This is a genomic window from Candidatus Allofournierella merdavium (assembly GCF_944382735.1).
Classification (GTDB): domain Bacteria; phylum Bacillota; class Clostridia; order Oscillospirales; family Ruminococcaceae; genus Allofournierella_A; species Allofournierella_A merdavium.
Map to the genome: position 1 here is coordinate 1 of NZ_CALWND010000002.1, position 18,743 is coordinate 18,743.

At 63.7% G+C, this 18,743-nt stretch carries 17 protein-coding genes; 9 read left to right on the top strand and 8 right to left on the bottom strand.

The features are described 5' to 3' along the window. On the top strand, nucleotides 1-326 hold a 326-nt coding region (tnpA, locus tag ACH2A7_RS01390), incomplete at its 5' end, for an IS200/IS605 family transposase (RefSeq protein ID WP_394959320.1). Nucleotides 327-473: 147 nt separating this feature from the next. On the opposite strand, the gene ACH2A7_RS01395 is transcribed toward tnpA, so the two are convergent. Together ACH2A7_RS01395 and ACH2A7_RS01400 are read right to left on the bottom strand one after the other, a co-directional pair. Continuing rightward, nucleotides 474-1,589 (bottom strand): phosphotransferase enzyme family protein, encoded by a 1,116-nt coding sequence (locus ACH2A7_RS01395; RefSeq protein ID WP_394959322.1) that lies wholly within the window; start codon nucleotides 1,587-1,589, stop codon nucleotides 474-476. A 153-nt stretch (nucleotides 1,590-1,742) separates the two neighbouring features. Next, nucleotides 1,743-2,612: a helix-turn-helix domain-containing protein gene (locus ACH2A7_RS01400; RefSeq protein WP_394959324.1), complete on the bottom strand. Its 870-nt coding sequence runs from the start codon at nucleotides 2,610-2,612 to the stop codon at nucleotides 1,743-1,745. Nucleotides 2,613-3,069: 457 nt separating this feature from the next. On the opposite strand from ACH2A7_RS01400, the gene ACH2A7_RS01405 reads away from it, so the two are divergent. The 8 genes from ACH2A7_RS01405 to ACH2A7_RS01440 all read left to right on the top strand — a co-directional run bounded on the left by ACH2A7_RS01405 (nucleotide 3,070) and on the right by ACH2A7_RS01440 (nucleotide 11,771). Continuing rightward, a complete protein-coding gene (locus tag ACH2A7_RS01405) occupies nucleotides 3,070-5,550 on the top strand; it encodes an ATP-dependent helicase (RefSeq protein WP_394959326.1) in 2,481 nt (826 codons plus the stop codon). Nucleotides 5,551-5,565: 15 nt separating this feature from the next. Further along, entirely contained in the window at nucleotides 5,566-6,348 is a 783-nt protein-coding gene (gene thyX / locus ACH2A7_RS01410; protein ID WP_394959328.1) for an FAD-dependent thymidylate synthase, read from the top strand. Next, nucleotides 6,345-7,010, top strand: coding sequence for a dTMP kinase (locus ACH2A7_RS01415; RefSeq protein ID WP_394959330.1), 666 nt, complete (start codon nucleotides 6,345-6,347; stop codon nucleotides 7,008-7,010). Before thyX ends, ACH2A7_RS01415 begins: the two co-directional genes overlap by 4 nt. Further along, on the top strand, nucleotides 7,007-7,903 hold the full coding sequence (locus ACH2A7_RS01420) for a DUF2156 domain-containing protein (protein ID WP_394959332.1): 897 nt from the start codon (nucleotides 7,007-7,009) through the stop codon (nucleotides 7,901-7,903). Before ACH2A7_RS01415 ends, ACH2A7_RS01420 begins: the two co-directional genes overlap by 4 nt. 37 nt (nucleotides 7,904-7,940) lie before the next feature. Continuing rightward, a complete protein-coding gene (locus ACH2A7_RS01425; RefSeq protein ID WP_394959334.1) occupies nucleotides 7,941-8,771 on the top strand; it encodes a GNAT family N-acetyltransferase in 831 nt (276 codons plus the stop codon). A 22-nt stretch (nucleotides 8,772-8,793) separates the two neighbouring features. Further along, nucleotides 8,794-9,933, top strand: coding sequence for an endolytic transglycosylase MltG (gene mltG / locus ACH2A7_RS01430; protein ID WP_394959336.1), 1,140 nt, complete (start codon nucleotides 8,794-8,796; stop codon nucleotides 9,931-9,933). Nucleotides 9,934-9,997: 64 nt separating this feature from the next. Further along, nucleotides 9,998-11,230 (top strand): U32 family peptidase, encoded by a 1,233-nt coding sequence (locus ACH2A7_RS01435; RefSeq protein ID WP_394959338.1) that lies wholly within the window; start codon nucleotides 9,998-10,000, stop codon nucleotides 11,228-11,230. Nucleotides 11,231-11,270: 40 nt separating this feature from the next. Beyond that, nucleotides 11,271-11,771 carry a hypothetical protein gene (locus ACH2A7_RS01440; protein ID WP_394959340.1) on the top strand — a complete coding sequence of 167 codons (501 nt, stop codon included), beginning with the start codon at nucleotides 11,271-11,273 and terminating at the stop codon, nucleotides 11,769-11,771. Nucleotides 11,772-11,821: 50 nt separating this feature from the next. Here the strand turns inward: ACH2A7_RS01440 and ACH2A7_RS01445 are convergent, their stop codons facing one another. The 6 genes from ACH2A7_RS01445 to ACH2A7_RS01470 form a co-directional block, all read right to left on the bottom strand. Continuing rightward, complete coding sequence (locus tag ACH2A7_RS01445) at nucleotides 11,822-14,173, bottom strand: ATP-dependent DNA helicase (protein ID WP_394959342.1); 2,352 nt, start codon at nucleotides 14,171-14,173, stop codon at nucleotides 11,822-11,824. A 144-nt stretch (nucleotides 14,174-14,317) separates the two neighbouring features. After that, nucleotides 14,318-15,385, bottom strand: a complete 1,068-nt coding sequence (locus tag ACH2A7_RS01450) for a hypothetical protein (protein ID WP_394959344.1) — start codon at nucleotides 15,383-15,385, stop codon at nucleotides 14,318-14,320. A gap of 260 nt (nucleotides 15,386-15,645) precedes the next feature. Beyond that, the gene (locus ACH2A7_RS01455) at nucleotides 15,646-16,017 is read right to left on the bottom strand and encodes a VOC family protein (RefSeq protein WP_394959346.1); all 372 of its coding nucleotides are present in this window, start codon (nucleotides 16,015-16,017) and stop codon (nucleotides 15,646-15,648) included. A 31-nt stretch (nucleotides 16,018-16,048) separates the two neighbouring features. Beyond that, on the bottom strand, nucleotides 16,049-17,038 hold the full coding sequence (locus ACH2A7_RS01460; RefSeq protein ID WP_394959348.1) for a diaminopimelate dehydrogenase: 990 nt from the start codon (nucleotides 17,036-17,038) through the stop codon (nucleotides 16,049-16,051). 170 nt (nucleotides 17,039-17,208) lie between these two features. Further along, entirely contained in the window at nucleotides 17,209-17,982 is a 774-nt protein-coding gene (locus ACH2A7_RS01465; protein ID WP_394959350.1) for an amino acid ABC transporter ATP-binding protein, read from the bottom strand. A gap of 5 nt (nucleotides 17,983-17,987) precedes the next feature. After that, nucleotides 17,988-18,635: an amino acid ABC transporter permease gene (locus ACH2A7_RS01470; RefSeq protein WP_394959352.1), complete on the bottom strand. Its 648-nt coding sequence runs from the start codon at nucleotides 18,633-18,635 to the stop codon at nucleotides 17,988-17,990. Between the last annotated feature and the right edge of the window lie 108 nt (nucleotides 18,636-18,743).

Consider the following 18,743-nt stretch of genomic DNA (forward strand, 5'->3'; position numbering starts at 1 on the left):
GAGTAGAAATCATCGAAGCGCAAGCGTGCCCAGACCACATTCACATGCTGCTGAGTATCCCTCCGAAGTATAGTGTATCACAAATCATGGGGTATCTCAAAGGGAAAAGCAGCCTGATGATCTTCGACAGACACGCGAATCTAAAATACAAATATGGAGACAGGCATTTCTGGGCACGAGGATACTATGTCGATACGGTAGGGCGAAACAAAAGGCAGATACAGGAATACATCAAAAGGCAGCTGGATGAGGACCAGATTGCGGACCAGATGAGCCTGAAAGAGTTTATTGACCCGTTTACGGGTAGCAAGAATATCAAGGTATAAGAAAGCCCCTTAAGGGGCCGCCATGAGTCAGCAATGCAGTTGGCCGACCCATTCGTGGCCCCTTGAGGGGCGTTGTCTGTATTATGCCCTTCTAGGGCTTACTCAAGCCCCCGGCTTTGCCGGGGGTCCTGACTTGAAACGCAGCGGTCAGCGGGCATATTTTTGGATCACAGCCCCCATGGCGTCCCATTGCTGTTCCATATCGCGCACCAGCTTGAACTGGGTGCGGCAACGGTCCAGGTTTTGCCCGTCACGCTGGGTGTGGAAATAGTGGTCGCCCTCCAGATAGTCGGTCAGAAAACGGATGCCGCACTCCAGTGTCATCAGCTTTGCGCCCCAGGGCAGATATTCCAGTTCGGCCCCGGTGAGCGCGCCGTCCGCGCCCTCCAAAAAGCCCCTGGTGTAGATGTCGTAGAGCTGGATGTCAAAATTCACCTTGGAGAGGTCCCGCTCATCCTCGGCGCTGTGGTTGGCGCCGAAACGGATGGAGTCGCCGAAGTCATTGATGGAGAGCCCGGGCATCACGGTGTCCAGGTCGATGACACAGATGCCCCTTAAGGTGGCCTTGTCCATCAGCACGTTGTTCAGCTTGGTGTCGTTGTGGGTCACGCGAAGGGGCAGCTTGCCCTGACGCAGCGCCTCCAGCGCCACGCTGCAATCCGCCTTGTGCTCCTGCACGAACCGGATCTCCGGCCGGGCCGAGGCGGCCCGGCCCAGCGCGTCGGCCGCCAGCGCCCTCTCAAAGTTCTTGTAGCGGTTTTCCGTGTCGTGAAACCGCTCAATGGTCTCATACAGTGTGTCGGCGGGATAGTCGCTGAGCATCGCCTGAAACTTGCCGAAAGCCAGCGCCGAGGCGTAAAACAGTTCCGGCGTCTCGGCGGACTGCAGGCAGATGGTATTTTCCACAAAGGGATATGCCCGCCATGCGCCGCCCTCGGAATCGGTGAAGAAACTTTCGCCCTTCGCGGTGGGCACCACCGTCAGGGTCTCCCGGGCCGGGTCGCCGCCGGCGGCCAGGATCTTTTTGCGCAGATGCCGGGTCACGCCCACGATGTTGGCCATCAGTTGATCGGGGTGTTTGAAGGCAGCGGAACTCATGCGCTGAAGGATGAAACGGCGGCACTCGCCTTCGGGGGTCTGCACATAGGCGCAAAAGGTGTCGTTGATATGGCCCTGGCCGTAGCGCAGCGCGCCCGCCACCTGGCCTCCAAGATCATAGGCGTCAAAGACTTCCTGCAAAAAGCCCTCGGCAAGACTGGACATCGTGTTGTACCTCCCTTTGTTGAGCCGGGCGCTGGCCCGGTAATGCGAAACAGTTTCATGGCGCCGGGTATCGCGGCGGACAAACTGCCGGTCACGCCACGGTATTGGCGCGGGCGGTCTCCCGCCGGATGAGCGGCGACGGAAATACGGGGATCAAGTCTGCCGCCGGGGCATCCCGCGGCTGTGCTTGCGATATTCCATGGGGCTCATGCCCATCAGTTTGCGGAAACTCTGGGAGAAATAGCTGGGGGAAGAAAAGCCCAGCAGGCGCGAGATCTGCGCGAGGGAGTAGTCGCTGTCGATGAGCAGACGGCAGCTTTCCTTCACCCGTCGCCGGATCAGGTAGCTGATGGGGGAAATGTGGTACTCGCGGCTGAAGGAATGGACCAGGTAGTATTTGTTCACATGGGCCAATTCCGCCAGCTGGTCCAGGCTGATGTTCTTTGTAAAGTTGGCGTCAAGGTAGCGTTTTACCACGGCGCACTCTCTGCCGACGCGCCGTGTGGGCTCGAAACTGGATGCAAAGTCGGTGTAGCGCCCGAGAAGGATCAGCAGCATTTCCAGAAACGCCTGGCACATCTGGATGTAGCCGGCGGGCCGATCCTCCAGTTCCCGCAGGATCAGCTGCAAGATACGCCGCACAGACTCCTGGTCGCCGTGGAAATGATATACTCCATACAGGTTTTCGATACCGGGCGGAAACAAAAGCCCTTCCACCCCCAGGATGATGTATTCCAGCGGGTGCGCGGAGAGATTTTTTCCGGCGTGTTCCACCTGCGGATGAACGATCACAAAATCTCCCTTTGACACGGCGAAAAGGTTTTCTCCCATGCGAAATTGCCCCACGCCGCTCACCATGTACAAAAATTCAACGCAGTTGTGAGTATGGGGCGCCCTGCCGAGGCTGGGGCCGCAGGTCGCGGCGGCGGCGTACAGCAACCGGGCGGGGGATTCACCCAACAGCCGGCATCGGCCGCCCGCTTCGGCGTCTTTGGCGGAGATTTCGAATCGTTTGTTGTTCATGGCGCGGCTCCTGTATCAACTGCAAGCTGTTGGCGGGCCCGGGTGAAAATTACCGTCTGATCCGACCGATTCAATTATAATACGAGCCCGGTAATAACACAATACATATATAATATATTTCAATTATTAAATGCTTTTGTGCAACAAGACCATTATTGGGGCGAAACAAGGGGGCAGGGTCTGTTGCGCGCAGGATGTTTGCGCACAATGGGCCGGTCCCGCCGGGGCGGAAAGGAACCTTCCGGTGCTTGCAGCGCGGCAGATGGGCGCCAAAAAAGAAACGGGAAGGAGGAAACCGGCCGCGCATGGCCTCCGCGAAGCAAAAATTGCGAGATATTGGGCCGGGCGGATTTTCTTTATCAAGAACTTGTGGTATAATGTTAAAAGTAATGCCAGGCAGGCCGGGCGGAATGGGCCGGCGCCGCCGGGGACAATACTGTTCTTTGAGAGGGAATCTATGCCACAGGAACTTGACCGGGCGTTCGTCGCCCTTCGCGATACATTCATCGAAAGCCGCTTCGGCCGTCTCAATCCGGTGCAGCGGGAGGCGGTGTTCTCCACCGAGGGCCCGCTGCTGATCCTGGCCGGCGCGGGCAGCGGCAAGACCACCGTGCTGGTGAACCGCATCGCCAACATCATCCGCTTCGGGCAGGCCCACGGTTCCGACTGGCTGCCCCGCCCCGCCACCGAGCAGGATGTGGAGAATCTGAAGGCGGCGCTGGAGGGCCAGCCGCCCGCCCCCTCGCTGTGGCCGATGCTGCGGCGGGAGAACGCCCGCCCCTGGAACGTGCTGGCCATCACCTTCACCAACAAGGCGGCGGGGGAACTGAAAGCCCGCCTTGCCGCCATGCTGGGGGAGACGGAGGGTGCGGACGTGAACGCCTCCACCTTCCACTCGGCCTGTGTGCGGATGCTTCGGCGGGACGCGGACCGGCTGGGCTTCCCCAAAAGCTTCACCATCTATGACACCAGCGACCAGGAACGGGCGATGAAGGAGGTCTACAAGCAGCTGCTGGTGGATGACAAGTTCCTGCCGGTAAAATCCGCCCTGGGGCAGATCGGCCGCATGAAGGACCAGCTCATCAGCCCCGAGGAGGCGCTGGACGCGCCCGCCGCCAACACCAAGGCCGCGCTGCTGGCCAAGGTGTACGCCGCCTACGCGAAGCGGCTGAAGAGCGCCGGCGCCATGGACTTTGACGACCTGATCTACCACACCGTGCGCCTGCTGCAGGACTGCAAGGATGTGCGGGAATATTACCAGCAGAAGTACCAGTATATTCTGGTGGACGAGTACCAGGATACCAGTGTGGCCCAGTTCCATCTGGTGCGCCTGCTCACCGGGCCGCGGCAGAACGTCTGCGTGGTGGGCGACGACGACCAAAGCATCTACCGCTTCCGGGGCGCCACCATCGAGAACATCCTGAACTTTGAACAGCATTTCCCCGGCGCGAAGGTCATCCGGCTGGAGCAGAACTATCGCTCCACCTCCAATATCCTGAACGCCGCCAACTGCGTCATCAAGAACAACCACGGCCGCAAGGGCAAGACCCTCTGGACCCAAAATTCCGAGGGCGACAAGGTGCACTGCTATGTGGCGGAAAACGAGCAGGACGAGGCCAGCCACATCGCCTCGGTGATCGGCCGCCACCTGAAGGAGGGCGCCCGCCTGCGGGACCACGCGGTGCTCTACCGCATGAACGCCCAGTCCAACCCCATCGAGACCTACTTCGCCCGGGCCGGCATCCCCTACAAGATCGTGGGCGGCCAGCGCTTTTATGACCGCAAAGAGGTCAAGGACATCCTGTCCTACATGTCCATCGTGGCCAACCCCGCCGACGATCTGCGCCTGCGCCGGATCATCAACGAGCCGGCCCGCAAGATCGGCGGCACCACGCTGGACAAGATGGCGGAGATCGCCTCCGGCCTGGGCGTCAGCCTGCTGGAAGTCTGCCGTCACGCCGCGGATTATCCCTCCATCAGCCGGGCGGCGGGCGCGCTGAACGGTTTCTGGGGCATCTACCAAAAACTGGTGGAGGCGGCGGATACCCTGCCGCTGGATTCCTTCGTCACCGAGCTGCTGCAGATCACCGGCTACAAAAAGATGCTGGAGAACCTGGGCGATGAGGGCGCGTCCCGGCTGGAAAACCTGGGCCAGCTGATCTCCAGCGTCAAGACCTACGCCGACCAGAAGGGCCCCGAGGCCAGCCTCGCCGGCTTTTTGGAGGAGGTCGCCCTCATCTCCGACCTGGACAGCTACGACCAGGAGACCGACGTGGTGGTGATGATGACCATGCACTCCGCCAAGGGCCTGGAGTTCGACTATGTGTTCATCGTGGGCATGGAGGAAGGGGTGTTCCCCAGCGAGCTCAGCCGCTTTTCCGACGAGGATATGGAGGAGGAGCGCCGCCTGTGCTATGTGGGCATCACCCGCGCCCGCAAGGAATTGTACCTCTCCTGCAGCCAGAGCCGTATGATCTTCGGCCAGACCCGCCGCAACCGGCCCTCCCGCTTTTTGGAGGAGATCGACGCCTCCTTGCTGGACGAGCAGGCCAGCCCCATGGCCGCCCGGCGCAGCTTCGGCTTCGGCAGTTTTGGCGGCGCGTCCTCCGGCGGGCCCTCCCGGGGCAGCGTCACCGGCTGGACGCCCGGCGCCGGCAGCGGCTGGAATCGCACCGCGGCCCCCGCTCCCGGCGCGGCCCCCGGCCGCTCTGCGGGCTTTGGGCCCACGGTGGGCGCCGCGCCCGCCCCGCGCCTGGCCGGCGGCAAAAAGCCGATGTTCAAGCCCGGCGACAAGGTGGAACACAAGGTGTTCGGCCGGGGCGTGGTGCTCAAGGCCACCCCCGCCGCCGGCGACACCATCGTGGAGATCCAGTTTGAAAGGGCCGGCATCAAAAAGACCATGGCGAACTACGCCCCCCTCACCCTGCTGGAGGACTGAGAAAGGAAGTTTCATATGCTCCGAGTGTCTCTCATCGCCCACACCCCCGAGCCGGAAAAGGTGGTCGCCGCCGCGGCGAAGCTGTGCTATTCCAGCGCCGGCGTGGACGATCTGCTGGCCGGCCTGACGCCGGAAAAAAGCCGGGAGTTCGTGGAAAAGCTGGCAAAGCTGGGCCACGAGAGCCCCACCGAGCACGTCAGCTTCACCTTTGCCATCGAGGGGGTCAGCCGCAGCCTGCTGGCCCAGATCACCCGGCACCGCATCGCCAGTTATAGCGTCCAGAGCCAGCGCTATGTGCGGCTGGACGAGTTCGAATATGTCACCCCACCCCAGATCGCCGCCGACCCCGAGGCGCTGGACGCCTTCCGGCAGGCGATGGACCAGCAGGGCGAGGAGTACCGGCGCATCGCGGCCCTGCTCAAGGACGGCCACATCCGCCGCCTGATGCAGCGGGGGATGAGCGAACAGGAAGCTGCCCGTAAAGCGGAAAAGCTTGCCATTGAGGACGCGCGCTTCGTGCTGCCCAACGCCTGCGACACCAAGATGATCGTGACCATGAACGCCCGCAGCCTGCACAACTTCTTCAAGCACCGCTGCTGCGCCCGCGCCCAGTGGGAGATCCGGACGCTGGCGGAGGAGATGCTGCGCCTGGTGTATCCCATCGCGCCGGCCCTGTTCGCCATGGCCGGCCCGTCCTGCGTGCGGGGGGCGTGCAGCGAGGGCGCCATGACCTGCGGCGAGGCCGCGGCTGTGCGGGAAAGATACAAAAAACTCAAGGAGGAGGCCCTGGGGCAGTGAGCGGCAAGCTGATCGTGATCGAAGGGCTGGACGGCAGCGGCAAGGCCACCCAGGCGGCACGCCTGACCGAGGCGCTGGCAAGGCAGGGGGAAGATGTGAAGCAAATCTCCTTCCCGGACTATGCCAGCGATTCCTCCGCCCTCATCAAGATGTATCTGGTCGGCAGATTCGGCAGCCACCCCGACGATGTGAACGCCTACGCGGCCTCCACCTTTTACTCGGTGGACCGTTACGCCAGCTACAAGACCAACTGGGGCGCTTTCTACCGCGGCGGGGGCATTGTGGTCTCCGACCGCTACACCACCAGCAACGCGGTGCACCAGTGCTCCAAGCTGCCGAGGGAGCAGTGGCCCGCCTTTCTGGACTGGCTGTTCGACTTCGAATACAACAAGATCGGCATCCCCGCACCGGACCGCGTCATCTACCTGGAGGCGGATCCGGCGGTGAGCCAACGATTGATGACCGCCCGCTACAAGGGCGACGAGAGCAAAAAGGACATACACGAAAAGGACCTTGCCTACCTGGCCCGCAGCCACGAGGCGGCGGACTACTGCGCCCGCGCGCTGGGCTGGCGCAAGGTCTCCTGCACCGAGAAGGGAGCGATGCGCTCCATTGAGGCCATCCACGCGGACCTTCTCGAAACGATCAAGGAGGTTTTATGATCGAATTTCATCCCATTTCCATCGACGATTTTGCCTGGGCCGCGCCCATCATGCGCTCCAGCAACTATATGTGTTGCGGCTACTCTTTTGTGACCCAGTTCATGTGGAGCCACGCCTACAACACCCACATCGCGAAATACGATGACTGGGTGCTCATCCGCAGCGATGTGGGCGACGCCTGCTATTACCTCTGGCCCGCCGGCAAGAGCGGCGACGAGCGCAAAGCCCTTGAGGCGATGGAGCGGGACGCCGAGCGCATCGGCCGCCCCATGTATCTGTATTCTGTCACGCTGGAGGCCAAGACCCAGCTGGAGGAGTGGTATCCCGGCAAATTCACCATCACCTCCGACCGGGCGGACTACGACTACATCTACGAGCAGGCCAATCTGGCGGAACTGCCCGGCCGCCGCTTTCAGAAGAAACGCAACCATGTGTCTCGTTTTATCCGTGAAAACCCCGACTGGCAGTTCCATTTCCTCACCAAAGAGGATCTGCCCGCCATCCGGGAGTTCAACAACGCCTGGTGTCAGCTGTACGAAAACAAGGACAATCCCGGCATCCAGACCGAACACGAATCCATTGAGATGCTGTTCAATCACTTTGACCGGCTGGACCTGCGGGGCGGCTACATTACAGCGGGGGGCAAGATCGTCGCCTTCTCCTTCGGCAGCCCCATCAACGACCGGGTGTTCGATACCCATGTGGAGAAGGCCCTGTACGATGTGAATGGAGCCTACAATATCATCAACCGGGAGATGGCCCGCAACGTCTGCGCGGGTTTTGACCTCATCAACCGGGAGGATGATGTGGGCGACGAGGGCCTGCGGACGGCAAAGCTGTCCTACAACCCGGATATCATCGAACCCAAGTATCTGGCCGCCCTGAACAAGTGACCGGGGCGCAATGCGCCGAAAGGGAGGGAAAGCAATCATGGACTGTTTGGCGAGGCGGGAGGAATTTCCCGCACTGGCGCAGCTGTTCGTCGACTCCTTCGGCGGAACCCTGCAGTTCGCCCGCACGGTGCTGGAGGAGTTTGCCGGAGAGGGGAACGTGTTCACCGCCCGGCAGGACGGCGTGTGCACGGCGCTGCTCTGCGCGGTGCCCGTGACGCTGCGCGGCCGCAAGGGCGTGTATTATTACGGCCTCACCACCCGGCCGGATCAGCGGGGCAGCGGCGTGATGACCGCCCTGATGGACGCCGCCGGCGAAGAACTGGCCCGCCGGGGCGCGGCCTTCGCGGTGCTGATCCCCGCAAACGCGCCGCTCTTTGCGTTTTATGCCAAACGCGGCTTTGAAAAAGCATTTTCAAAACGGGTGCTGCACCGTTCCGTGCGCAACAATCTGTGGGCGCAGGCGGAGTTCGACACCGTCACGGTGAAGGGGCTGCAGGCACTGCGCCAGAAGTATGTGCCGGAAGCGGTGGAACTGGACGCAAAGGGATACACGGCGGTGCTCACCGACCTGTACAGCATGGGCGTCACCAGCCTGTGCACCGACCACGGATACGGCCTCTTTTTCAAAAAGGGGAGCGAGATGCGCTTTGTGGAGCTTTTTGCGGACAGCGACCACGCCGCCGAACTCCTGCTGGAAGCCGCCCGCCAGAAGACCGGCGCCGAGAGCGCGGTGCTGGAACTGGGCGAAAGCCAGACGCTCTTTCTGGGCGAGGGCGCGCCGCGGGATTACGGCATGATCCGGTTTTTCGGCCAGCATTTTGATGTGCAGGATGCCTATATGCGCCTGATGCTGGACGATGAAGAATAAACAAAAAAGGTAGGAAGTGAATATGAACAACCAGCCACGGGAAACCCGGGAACAGCGCCCGCGCCGCCGCAGGCGGGGGCCCAGCGGCTGCCTGATCGCGCTGTTGCTGTTTGTCGTTCTGCTGATCGGCGGCGGCATCTGGGGCGCGTCGGTGATCGGAGAGATCGCCGGCAAAAACGCCACCATGGAGGAGGTCACGGTGACCGTTGAGCAGGGCGAAGGCCCCACCACCATCGCCAACCGCCTCGCCGAGGCGGGGGTCATCAAACGCCCCCTCGTCTTCAAGTACTATCTGCGCTACAAAGAGGCCGCCGGCAGCCTGCAATACGGCGAATTCACCCTGTACAAGGGCGAGAGTTACGATGAGATCATCGAGACCCTGAGCCAGTACGTCAAGCGGGACACTGTCACCGTCACCTTCCCCGAGGGGCTGACCGCGCAGCGGATGGCGCAGCTGATGGAGGAGAACGGCCTGTGTACCGCCCAGGAGTTTCTGGCCTGCGCCAACGGCGAGGACGGCTCGGATTTCAGCCAGTACGAGTTCTGGAACGAGATCCCGGACGACCCGGACATCTTCATGAAGTGCGAGGGATACCTCTTCCCCAACACCTATGAGTTCTTTTTGGACGACACGGTCTACAACTATGTGAACACCTTCTACGCCGAGTTTGACCGCCAGGTCACCCCCCAGCTGCGCCAGCAGGCGGCGGACCAGGGCTTCACCCTGGAGGAGGCCATCACCCTGGCCAGCTTTGTGCAGGAGGAGGCGGGCAACGCCGAGGACGCCCGTGTCTCCGCCGTGTTCCACAACCGGCTGGCGGAGGGCTCGCCCTATCCCCGGATGGAGAGCAACGTGAGCAGTTACGTCCAGAACCCGGACGACAACAACTACATCTACAACTGGATCGCCCCCTACTACGGCGGGTGGGACAACATCCCCGCCAACATCTACGCGGCCTACAACACCTACGAGCGGGAGGGCCTGCCCGCCGGTCCGGTCTCCAACCCGGGCATCGACGCCATCGTGGCCGCGCTGAACCCCGACCCGGAGTATCTGGAGGGGAAATATTACTTCTTTGTCACCGACAAGAACGGCAAATACTATTACGCCAAGACCATCAGCGAGCACGAGCGCAACAAGAGCATCGCGTTCTCGCAGTAAAGCGACAGACGGGGCGCTGAAAGAAAACTTTCAGCGCCCCGCTTTATGAAAAGGAGAGATGACCATGCTGCCGGTACCGGAACTGCTCAGCCCCGCGGGAGACCTGGAGCGGCTGGAATACGCCCTGCGCTACGGGGCGGACGCGGTGTATGCCGGGCTGCCAGAGTTTGGCATGCGCTCGGCGCCTCAGAACTTCACGCCGGAACAGCTGGCCGACGGAGCGGCCCTCTGCCATGCCCGGGGCAAAAAGCTGTACCTCACGCTGAACACCCTGCCCACCAACGAGGAGCTGCGGCAGATCCCCGGCGCCATCCGGGACGCCTGGGCCGCCGGAGTGGACGCCTTCATCGTGGCCGACCTGGGCGTGCTCTCGATGGTGAAGCAATATGCCCCCGAGGCGGAGATACACCTCTCCACCCAGGCGGGGGTCACCAACTGGGCCGCCGCCCGCGCCGCCTGGGAACTGGGGGCCAAGCGGGTAGTGCTGGCAAGGGAACTGACCTTACAGCAGATCGCGGAGATCCGGGCCAACACGCCGGAGGATCTGGAACTGGAGGCCTTCGTCCACGGGTCCATGTGCATGAGCGTCTCCGGGCGGTGCCTGCTCAGCCAGTACCTCGCCGGGCGGGACGCCAACCGGGGCCAGTGCGCCCAGCCCTGCCGCTGGAAGTACTATCTGATGGAGGAGACAAGGCCCGGGCAGTACATGGAGATCGGCGAGACGGAGGAGGGCAGCTATATCCTGAACGCCAACGACCTGTGCACCGCGCCCTTCATCGACCTGATCTGCGCCGCCGGGGTGGACAGCCTCAAGATCGAGGGCCGCGCCAAGACCCTCTACTATGTGGCCAGCGTCACCAGCGCCTACCGGCAGGCGCTGGACGCCTTTCTCGCCACCCCGCCGGGGGAGGATTTTCTGTGCCCCGAGCGGGTGCTGGACGAACTGGACCGCACCAGCCACCGCCGCTATTCGCCGGGGTTCTACTTTGGGCCTCAGAAGGCCCGGCAGGACACGAAGACCGGCGGCTATGTGCGCAAATGGGAGTTTGTGGGCGTGGTGGAAAGCTGGCACGAGGGGCTGGCCAAATGCACCCAGCGGGGCAAGTTCACCCTGGGCGACGAACTGGAGGCGCTGACGCCCAGCGGCGAGGTGGTGAAGCTTTCGCCCCCATGGCTGCGCAACGCCGAAGGGGAGAACGTCACCAGCACGCCCCATCCCATGATGCTCTACACCATGCCCAGCGAGGAGCCGCTGCCGCCCCACAGCCTGCTGCGCAAGCGGCTGCCGGAGGAATGAAGCCCGGGCCGCTATGCCCGCTGCTACGGAGGACTGCACGATGAAACGAATGCTTGCTCTCGTTTTGACCGCCTCGTTCGCGCTGGCCCTGACCGGCTGCGGCGGCGGAACAACGCCCGTCTCAACGCCCACAGCAACGCCCGCCCCTCCCGCCAGTGAGCAAAGCGAAAGCGCCGGCCGGAGCGAAGCCTCCCGGACCTGGACCGAGGAGGAGGTTCTGGAACTGTACAAGGCCGGCAGGGAAGAAGACTGGGAGATGGTGGACTGTGTGACCTTCCCCGACCAGGCCAGCGGCCTCGTGGGAGCCGTTCTGTTCCGGAACGGGGATGCCCGGACCGCCGGCGTTGCCTTTTTGGGCGCGGACGGCGCCTGCCGCATGGGCGGCACCGATGCGCAGCTTCCGGACGAGCCGGAATTTGAATACCTCGGCGGCGGCGCGGTGTCCTTCCGGCAGAAAGGGGAGGACGGCAAACTCCACGACCACACGATGAGCATCACCATCGAAGGCAGCAATGTGACCTTTAAATCGGTGGATCAATGAGCGAAAAAATGGGCGCGAACCCCTTTTCCGGGGGCTCGCGCCTGTTTTTGTCAATCCGCCCGCTGCCCGTCCCAGAAGGCGGCGAGCTGCCCTTCCAGTTCATCCGGCCCGTACAGAAAGCGGCAGTGCCGCCAGTGTTCGGGAAAAAGCTGGCGGTAGGCGGCGAAGGAGAACCGGTCGTCGATCAGCAGCACCACGCCCTTGTCCTCGGCGGTGCGGATGACCCGGCCCGCCGCCTGCAGCACCTTGTTGAAACCGGGGAAGCGATAGGCGTAGTCGAACCCGTCGCCCCGGGTGTCCTCATAATAGCGGCGCAGCATCTCCTGCCGGGGCCCCACCTGGGGCAGCCCCACCCCCACGACGGCCGCGCCGATCAGCCGCCGGCCCGCCAGGTCCACTCCTTCTCCAAACACCCCGCCCAGCACCCCGAAGCCCAGCAGCGAGGCGGAAGGGGCGGGGGTGAACCGGGCGAGAAACCCCTCCCGGGCGGCCTCGTCCATGCCCGCCTCCTGCACCAGGGTCTCCACCTCCGGGAACAGGCGGCAGAACGCCTCGTGCACCTGGGAAAGATAGCTGTAACTGGGGAAGAAGGCCATGTAGTTCCCTGTGTGTCCGGCCACCATGGCGCGCAGGTAGCGGGCAATGGCCTCCAGGCTCCCGTGCCTGTCCCGGTAGCGGGTGCTCACGTCGGCGGCGCAGAAAAGGCCCAGCCGCGCGGGGTCGAAGGGACTGGGCAGGGCGGCGGTCTTTGCCTCGGCGCAGCCCAGAATGTCCTTGAAATAGCCGGCGGGGGAGAGGGTGGCGCTGAACAGCACCGCGCCCCGCCCCTTGGCGAGGCTGGCGTCCACAAAGGCGCTGGGGTCGAGGCACAGCTGCCACACCCGCACCTCGCCGCCGCCGGCGCTCACCTGGGTGACAAAGTGGTCGTCGTACCACTCCGCCACCCGCAGGTATTGCCGCAGCTGGAAATAGAGTTCCAGCACCGCGTCGTGCGTCTCGCCCTCCCGGTGCTCCTCCAGCCATTCCTCCGCCGGGCCGGTGACCCGGCTCACGCAGCGGTCGAAGGCGGTGAGGGCGGGGGCGGAAAAGAAGGTGCGCTCCGGCTGCTCCTCACACTGGCGCCGCAGTTCGATGAAGGCCCGGTTGAGCCGGCCCAGGGCGGTCTTGAGCCGGCCACGCCCCTTGCCCAGCAGCTTGACGCAACGGTACACCTCGCTCTTGCACAGCGATGCCGAGTGCATCTCCCGGGCGCGGTCGGGCAGGTTGTGGGCCTCGTCCACCAGGAACAGATGGTCGCCGCCCGATTCAAAAAAGCGCTTCAGGTTCACCACCGGGTCGAACAGATAGTTGTAGTCGCCCACAATGACGTCGCACCAGAGGGAGAGGTCCAGCCCGAACTCAAAGGGACAAAGCTGGAAGCGCCGGGCCAGTTCCTCCAGTTTCGCGCGGGTGAAGTCGTCCTCGTCCAGCGCCTGCCACAGCCCGTCCCGCACCCGGTCGTAGTAGCCCCGGGCGTAGGGGCAGGCCTCCGGCGTGCACTCCCGCTTCTCCAAAAGGCATACCTTGTCCTTGGCGGTGAGGGTGATGCTTTTGAGGCGCAGCCCCGGCTGGCTTTGGCGCAGCCGCGCCAGCGCGCCCTCGGCGGCGGCGCGGGCGGTGGTGCGGGCGGTGAGGTAAAAGATGCGCCCGTCGCAGCCCTCGCCCATTACCTTCAGGGCGGGGAACAGGGTGCTCATGGTCTTGCCGATGCCGGTGGGCGCCTGGCAGAACAGTCGCTGGCCGTCCCGCAGGGTGCGGTAGACCCCTGCCGCCATGGCCCGCTGGCCCGCGCGGTACTCCGAAAAGGGGAAGCGCAGCGCCCGCAGGCTCCCGGTGCGCTGCTCCTGCCAGCTTTGCGCCCGCTGGGCCCAGGGAGCGTACCGGGCCAGAAGGTCCGTCACAAAGGCGTCCAGTTCATCGGCGGAAAACCGGCGGGAAAAGCGCACGATCTGCTCCTCGTCCACCTGAAAGTAGGTCAGGCGCACGCCGATCTCATCAAGACCCTGCTGCCGGGCCCACATGGCGGCGTACACCTGCCCCTGGGCCCAGTGGACCGGCTGCATCTCCTCGGTGATCTCCTCCAGCGGCACAGTCACGGTCTTGATCTCGTCCACCGTCACCAGTCCGTCCTCGGTGAAAAGGCCGTCCGCCCGCCCGTCGATGAGGTAGTCCACCCCCTCCACGGTGTATTCCTGTTTGAGGTAGACCTCGGCGTCGTAGCCCTTGCCGGCCGCCTTTTGCAGGCGGCGATGGATGCGCGCGCCCTCGGCGGCCCGGTCAAAGCCGGCAAAACGGCTGTCGATGCTGCCGGTCTGCAGCAGAAATTCCACCAGCTGCCGCACCGAAAGGTGTACCTGTGCCACGCGCCGCGCCTCCCTTCACACACAAGAAATGGGTGCCAAAGGCGAAAAACCTTCCGCCTTTGGCACCCATTGTACCACAAACACGCTTTGTCTGCACAAAAAGCTGGGCTGTGGCGCTGTCAAAATATGGAAACCTGTTGGACTTTACAGGCCGAGTTCCGCGCGCAGTTCCGCCGCCGCCCGGTCCACCGCGGCAAAGTCGATGGCCGCGCCGTACAACTGTTCCATGGCGTCGTGGCTGATCTTGGCCTCCCGCTGCATGGCGCTGGCCTGGCCCAGCAGTTCCGCGGCGGCGCGGCGGTTGAAGCGCAGGCGCTTTTTGCGGCAGCGCAGCTTGGATTTGTCCTCAAAGCGGCGGCAGTGGATGTTTTTCTGGCCCTCAAAGTCCATGGGATGCCAGCTGTTGGAGGTGAGGAAGGCCAGCCGCAGCGCGGGGATGAACAGGTGCTCGGTCTCGCCGGTGCCCAGCGGGCAGGGGCAGCTGATGATGCTGTACCCGCGGCGCAGCGCCTGCCTGCGCAGTTCGTCCAGGATCAGCCGGCCGCACAGGCCGTACTCGTCGTGCAGCACCACGACGGTGTCCGCCAGGGCGGGCACGGTGTTGTAAAAGGTGAGGATTCCCTTGGGCGTCACGGCGCTGAGCAGCCGCACCTGCTCCTCGCCCGCGCTCTCGCCCCGGGGCAGATAGCGCAGCGCCAGCCGCGCGGCAAAGGCCAGCGCTTTGTCGGTGTCGGTGGACCAGGCGGCGGTGGCGCGGCTGTCCGCCAGAAGCTTTGCGGCCCCGGCGATGTAGCTGGCCGCCCGCTCCTGCAGCGCTTTGCAGCGCATCGAGAGCCGCAGGATCTGCCCGCGGTTTTCGGTCAGCCGGGCCACGTCCATCGTGTGATACAGGCTCACCACCCGCTCACAGGCGCCGGGACAGGCCGGTTCCAGCGCGTGCGGAGGCGTTGCGTCCACCACGGCGGCGCGGGGCTCCTCCAGAATGACGCCGTCCAGGCTGTCCGGGTCGGAGGAGCAGTGAATGCGCTGCACCGGCAGGGCCGACGCCTCGGCCACGTCGCGCATCATCGTGCTCTTGCCGCAGCCGGGGCCGCTCTTGATGAGGTACATCTGCCGGTCCGGCTCCTGGCACAGGCGGTCAAAGTATCCGTGAAAACCATGGGGGCCCAGCGCGCCCAAGTAGAAATCCACATTCGCGGTCTGATTGTTCACAAGGATCCACCCCTTTCGTTAGTCCATGGTATGCAAAAACAAAAACAGCCGCCACACTGCGAGCCGTTTTTTTTCAGAAAAGGGATAGAATCAGGGCAGGACCGGCGAAGGAGGAGAGGGGAATGATCGTTCGTTGCGTGTTGGTGCTGCTCTTTGTGGTGTTCTTTGTGATGCTGTGCTGCCTCCATGTGAGCGGGCAGGATTGACCACAGCCCCAAACGGCGCAGAAAAGCCCGGCCGCGGATGCGGCCGGGCAAATTTTATGCGCGGGTGGGAACGATCTCCAGCCAGTATCCGTCCGGGTCCTGGATGAAGTAGATGCCCATCGACGGGTTTTCATAGCAGATGCAGCCCATCTGCTTGTGCTTTTCATGGGCCGCGTCGTAGTCGTCCACCCGGAAGGCCAGGTGAAATTCGCACTCGCCCAGGTCGTACTTCTGGGGATGGTCCCGCAACCAGGTGAGTTCCAGCTCAAAGGGCTCGCCGGGCACGGCCATATATACGATGATGAAGGAGCCGTCCGCCGCCGGCTTGCGGCGCACCTCCTCCAGCCCCAGTGCCTGTCGGTAAAATTCGAGGGAGCGGTCCAGGTCGCTCACATTGTAGTTTTCATGGATCATGGAAAATTTCATGGGAGAACTCCTTTCGCAAAGCTTTTGAACATTACAGCATGGAGGCGCGCAGTTCCTCGCCGCTCAGGGGGCTGAGCAGAGCGGGGGGCACGTCCAGAACGGTCTTGCAGCCGCGCTCGCCGGCCTGGTACATCCGCCAGAGGGCGCGGGCATAGGCCACCAGCACGCTGGAGGTAAACTCGGGGTTGGAGTCCAGCTTCAGCCGGTACTCGATCACATGGGTATTGGCGCCCTCCGGGCCGGTCTTGCCGGTGCGGATGACCATGCCGCCGTGGGGCAGGCCCGCGTGATCCCGCAGCAGTTCCTCCTGGCTGACGAAATGCACGGTGGTGTCGTAGTCGGCAAAGTAGTTGGGCATCTCCTTGATCTCTTTTTCGATGCGGGCGGTGTCCGCGCCGGGCTTGGCCACCACAAAGCACTCCCGGGTGTGTTTCTGCCGGGTGGTCAGAACGGGCTGGCTGCCGCTGCGCACCGCCTCCAGCGCGCTCTCCACCGGAACGGTGTACTGGCGCGCGTCCTGCACGCCCTCGATGCGGCGGATCGCGTCGGAGTGGCCCTGGCTCACGCCCTTGCCCCAGAAAGTGTAACTCTCGCCCTGGGGCAGCACGGCGCTGGCGTATACCCGGTTCAGCGAGAACAGACCCGGGTCCCAGCCCACCGAGATCAGGCCGAGGGTGGACGCCTCCTTCGCGGCGGCGTCCACCACTGCAAAGTGCTCGGGGATGCGGGCGTGGGTGTCAAAGCTGTCCACCACGTTGAACCAGCGGGCCAGCGCCGGGGTCTGCTCGGGCAGATCGGTGGCGCTGCCGCCGCACAGGATCATCACGTCGATCTCGTCCTTCATGTCGGCGGCGCTGTCGGCGGCCAGCACCGGCACGCCCGCCGTCGCCGTGCGGATGGAGGCGGGGTCGCGCCGGGTGAACACGGCGGCCAGCTGCATATCCGGATTCTGGGCAATGGCGTACTCCACGCCGCGGCCCAGATTCCCGTAACCCATAATACCAATGCGGATCATATTCATTCCTCCGTCTCGTTAAGGTCTACACGCGGAATACCCGTGGCGGGAATCCTCGTTCAGGTGCAAACCGGGCGGGCGGTGGAAGACCACCGCCCGCCCGGTGCGATGCTGTTTAAACAATACCACATTCCTTGCCGCCGCACAAGGGGAAAGCTGCCGCAGGTGCTGCGCTCTCAATAAACCGGGCGCAGGCAGTTGGCCAGGAACGCCCGGGTCTTCTCCCGCCGGGGGGCGCCGAACACCTCATCCGGCGTTCCCGCCTCCTCGATCACGCCGTCCGCCATAAAAAGCACCTGGTCGGACACGTTGCGGGCAAACTCCATCTCGTGTGTCACCACGATCATGGTGGTGTTCCGGCTCTTCAGCCCCTTGATCACCCGCAGCACCTCGCCGGTTAGTTCCGGGTCCAGGGCGCTGGTGGGCTCGTCGAAGCACAGAATGTCCGGCCGGAGCGCCAGCGCCCGGGCGATGGCCACCCGCTGCTGCTGCCCGCCGGACAGCTGGAAGGGGTAGTGGCTCAGTTTGTCGCCAAGGCCCACCTGGCCCAGCAGCGCCTGCGCCTGCGCCCGGTTTTCCGCCGCTGCCTGTTTGGCGCCCGCCTTGCCCAGCCGCTCCCGGGCCAGCAGATCCATGGCCAGAGTCACGTTCTGCAGCGCGGTGTACTGGGGAAAGAGATTGAAGTTCTGGAACACCAGGCCGAAGTGCAGCCGCTTTTGCCGCACCGGCTGGGTGCATGCGGGCCCCCACAGTTCCTCGCCTTTCACATACAGCTGGCCCTCGTCGGGCGTCTCCAGAAAATTCAGACAGCGCAAAAGGGTGGTCTTGCCGCTGCCGGAGGAGCCGATGATGGAGAGGGCCTGGCCCTGTTCCAGCTTGAAATCCACGCCGCGCAGCACCTGCGTGCCGCCAAAGGCCTTGCGCAGGCCCTTCACCTCCAGGATCGCCATGTCCGTCACCCCCTGTAATAACTCAGCTTTTTTTCGGCCCAGCCGAACAGCAGCGTCAGCCCGCCGTTGAAAACAAGATAGAACACGCCGGTGTAGAACAGCGGCCACAGCAGCGCCCGCTGGGCGGTGATGTCCTGGGCGGCCCGGATCACTTCGCCCACGGCGATGACCCGGGCGAGGCTGGTGTCCTTCACCAGGGTGATGATCTCGTTGCTCATGGGGGCAAGGATGCGCTTGACCACCTGCAGCAGCACCACCCGGAGGAAGATCTGCCCCCGGGTCATGCCCAGCACCTGTCCGGCCTCCCACTGACCCTGGGGAACGCCCTCGATGCCGCCCCGGTAGATCTCGGAAAAATAGGCCGCGTAGTTGATGATGAAGGCCGCCAGCACTGCCGCCAGCCGGTTTTGTACCGGCATGCCGAAGGCGAGGCCCGGCACATAAAACACCACGATCACCTGCAGCATCAGCGGGGTGCCCCGGATGATCCAGATAAAGGTGCGGGTGAGCCAGCGCAGCGGTGCAAAGCGGCACATGGAGCCAAAGCATACCACCAGCCCCAGCGGCAGCGCCGCGGCCAGTGTGCCGGCAAAGATCACGACGGTGGTTTGAAACCCTTTCAGCAGTTCCAGAGTGACGTCCCAAAACGACATGAATAAAACTCCTTTTTCCGGCGGGCCCGGGCGCGCCAGGATTGCAGACCTGCGCCGCCCGGGGCCGATGGCCCCGGACGGCGCGCGTTCAAATGGTTCTTAAGGATT

Excerpts from the sequence above, each read along its gene's own strand:
- ACH2A7_RS01465 (WP_394959350.1), bottom strand. The coding sequence starts at position 17,982 with ATGGCGATCCTGGAGGTGAAGGGCCTGCGCAAGGCCTTTGGCGGCACG.
- ACH2A7_RS01435 (WP_394959338.1), top strand. The coding sequence starts at position 9,998 with ATGCTGCCGGTACCGGAACTGCTCAGCCCCGCGGGAGACCTGGAGCGG.
- mltG (WP_394959336.1), top strand. The coding sequence starts at position 8,794 with ATGAACAACCAGCCACGGGAAACCCGGGAACAGCGCCCGCGCCGCCGC.
- ACH2A7_RS01440 (WP_394959340.1), top strand. The coding sequence starts at position 11,271 with ATGAAACGAATGCTTGCTCTCGTTTTGACCGCCTCGTTCGCGCTGGCC.
- ACH2A7_RS01425 (WP_394959334.1), top strand. The coding sequence starts at position 7,941 with ATGGACTGTTTGGCGAGGCGGGAGGAATTTCCCGCACTGGCGCAGCTG.
- ACH2A7_RS01395 (WP_394959322.1), bottom strand. The coding sequence starts at position 1,589 with ATGTCCAGTCTTGCCGAGGGCTTTTTGCAGGAAGTCTTTGACGCCTAT.
- ACH2A7_RS01470 (WP_394959352.1), bottom strand. The coding sequence starts at position 18,635 with ATGTCGTTTTGGGACGTCACTCTGGAACTGCTGAAAGGGTTTCAAACC.
- ACH2A7_RS01405 (WP_394959326.1), top strand. The coding sequence starts at position 3,070 with ATGCCACAGGAACTTGACCGGGCGTTCGTCGCCCTTCGCGATACATTC.
- ACH2A7_RS01420 (WP_394959332.1), top strand. The coding sequence starts at position 7,007 with ATGATCGAATTTCATCCCATTTCCATCGACGATTTTGCCTGGGCCGCG.
- ACH2A7_RS01460 (WP_394959348.1), bottom strand. The coding sequence starts at position 17,038 with ATGAATATGATCCGCATTGGTATTATGGGTTACGGGAATCTGGGCCGC.
- ACH2A7_RS01400 (WP_394959324.1), bottom strand. The coding sequence starts at position 2,612 with ATGAACAACAAACGATTCGAAATCTCCGCCAAAGACGCCGAAGCGGGC.
- ACH2A7_RS01455 (WP_394959346.1), bottom strand. The coding sequence starts at position 16,017 with ATGAAATTTTCCATGATCCATGAAAACTACAATGTGAGCGACCTGGAC.
- thyX (WP_394959328.1), top strand. The coding sequence starts at position 5,566 with ATGCTCCGAGTGTCTCTCATCGCCCACACCCCCGAGCCGGAAAAGGTG.